The following is a 2,052-nucleotide window of genomic DNA, read 5'->3' as shown; positions in this document are numbered from 1 at the left end:
CATGGCAGAACAGCAGCTCATCATAGCTCCATGTCCCCCGGAAGGAGGAAATCCATTCTTCCTCGGCAGTACTAAGCAGCGGCTTCACTTGCTTATAGGAGAGTGATCCGCTTCTTTCCTGCAGCAGAATTTCATCACAGTTGCCCATTATATTCACAATTGCCGGCTGCTCCATCAGCAGTGCTGCTGTACCCAGCGGATCTATGGGACCAAATAGTGTGTCGCCTAGATTCACAATGAGGTCTGCATATTGGTTCTTCAAATCCTGTAGAACAGCCTCAAGAGCAAGCCTGTTGCTATGGATATCTGAAATTACTGCAATAACGTTATACATAGACATTTCCCCATCCGTAGTTATGTCCGGCTGTCCACTGCTTATTGAACTTTTTGAAAAGCCGCACCAACCCAGCGGTATGTATTCTCCACCTGCTTGCCGAGCGAATTATCATAATGGCTTGCTTTGAAGCCCCCTGCGGTTTCTGTCAGCTTCACGGAGTATTTCCCTGAAGCGCTGACAAACAGCTCGGGTGTATGGTTGACCGGCAATTCTTCAATTGAACGATCTTTATTTAAGGTGAACAGCTTGAATACATTTCCGTTACTGGAACCATATTGTCCAATCGTAAAATCCGGATTACCGTCACCGTTATAATCACCGAATTCAATCTGGAAAAAGCCGTCGAACGCTAAAGTTTCCCTATATTGCCCGCTCAGAGGATACGTGCTTAGAATATCTCCCTGTTCTCCAGTAACGGTCAGCCGGTACTGCCCGCTCCAATTTCTGCCTGCTAAGGGAGATGGCTCAGTCCAATCTTCACTGTACTTGCCGTTAATCAGCTCCAGGTTTAAAGATTCGGGCTGCCCTGTCACTGAGATCAGCGGGTTCCGGGAAAGGCTGAACGGGCTATCGAGTGTGATCGTTGCCCCTTCGGCTTCAGGGGCAGCCTGCTCTCCTCCAAAGATGTCTGTCCGCAGCCGGTCGGCATATTTGACAGGTATCGTATACCCGGTGCTGCTTCGATCGGCTGACAGCAGCAAGCCCGGATTCCCTTTGGCACTTCCCAGATTCACAATATAATCCTCAGTATAACCGTCGCCATAGGTTAGTTTCATTCTGAAATCGTAATCATAATCCAGATCACCCAGGATCCGCTTGCTTGAATTCATAGCATCTGCCACGTCCTTGATAAATAAGGCATCCGTAAAGATTTTGGATTCAAAAGGCGCTTCCTTCTGCTCACGATCCAGAGGACTATACTCAAGGTGAATTTCCGTAATCCATCTTGCATTAATAAATCCGTAAGCATTCTGGCAGCCTGTTAATAGAACGGTCAGCAATAAAGGCACAATCAGCAGAAACCGCCTGATAAGTTCCACCTCCAAATCCATCCATATATATCTTTCAATTATAGCAGTGTCTACATGGAGAATAAAATACAAAGCACTATATACCTTTAATGAAATACGAAAAGACCGTTCCGCAGCATATTAACGGATCGGTCTTAAACCCGAAGGCAGGATATGAACTAATTAATCGCGCCTACAGCTTTCAGCCAGGCATCGGCAATAAGGGCATGGCCGGCCGGTGAAGGATGAACGCCGTCACCCACCCAGAACGCAGGCTCAGCCTTCATTGAAGCAGCCGCGAACAAACCGTCAAGCGGTACTAGCAGCGCACCGTATTCACGGGCCAATTCACGCACAACATGGATTTTCGGATCTAGATCCCGGCGCCATGTCTTGCGGTCTTCCGGCACCGGCAGCACGAACGGCTCAATCAGCACCAGCTTGGCACTCACGGATGCCTTTGTGCGCTCAATCAGGTCGCGGTAAGAGGCTTCAAACTCAGCGGCAGTCGTTTCCTGACCGGAGTCCATATGGCGCCAGGTGTCGTTGACCCCGATATAAATCGAGACCCAGGTTGGATTCAGACCCAGGCAATCCCTATCCCATCGTTCCTGCAAATCGACAACACGGTTGCCGTTGATTCCCCGGTTAAAAAAGTTAGCTTCTTCTCCGGATACTGCAGCCCGAGGCGCGCAGCTACCATCA

2 protein-coding genes and 1 pseudogene are annotated in these 2,052 nt (G+C 49.1%); all 3 read right to left on the bottom strand.

Annotated elements, in window-relative coordinates:
* A pseudogene (locus tag AQR02_RS08215) lies at positions 1–262 on the bottom strand (metallophosphoesterase family protein); the annotation flags it as partial.
* 113 nt (positions 263–375) lie between these two features.
* Positions 376–1,377 carry a hypothetical protein gene (locus AQR02_RS08210; protein WP_148449078.1) on the bottom strand — a complete coding sequence of 334 codons (1,002 nt, stop codon included), beginning with the start codon at positions 1,375–1,377 and terminating at the stop codon, positions 376–378.
* A gap of 149 nt (positions 1,378–1,526) precedes the next feature.
* A partial coding sequence (locus tag AQR02_RS08205; protein WP_245237223.1) for an SGNH/GDSL hydrolase family protein occupies positions 1,527–2,052 on the bottom strand: 526 nt, incomplete at its 5' end.

Origin of the sequence: Paenibacillus ihuae (genome assembly GCF_001368795.1) — a bacterium.
Lineage (GTDB): Bacteria > Bacillota > Bacilli > Paenibacillales > Paenibacillaceae > Paenibacillus_AQ > Paenibacillus_AQ ihuae.
The sequence above is the reverse complement of the archived record's forward strand: the minus strand, read 5'-3'. Positions and strand labels throughout refer to the sequence as shown.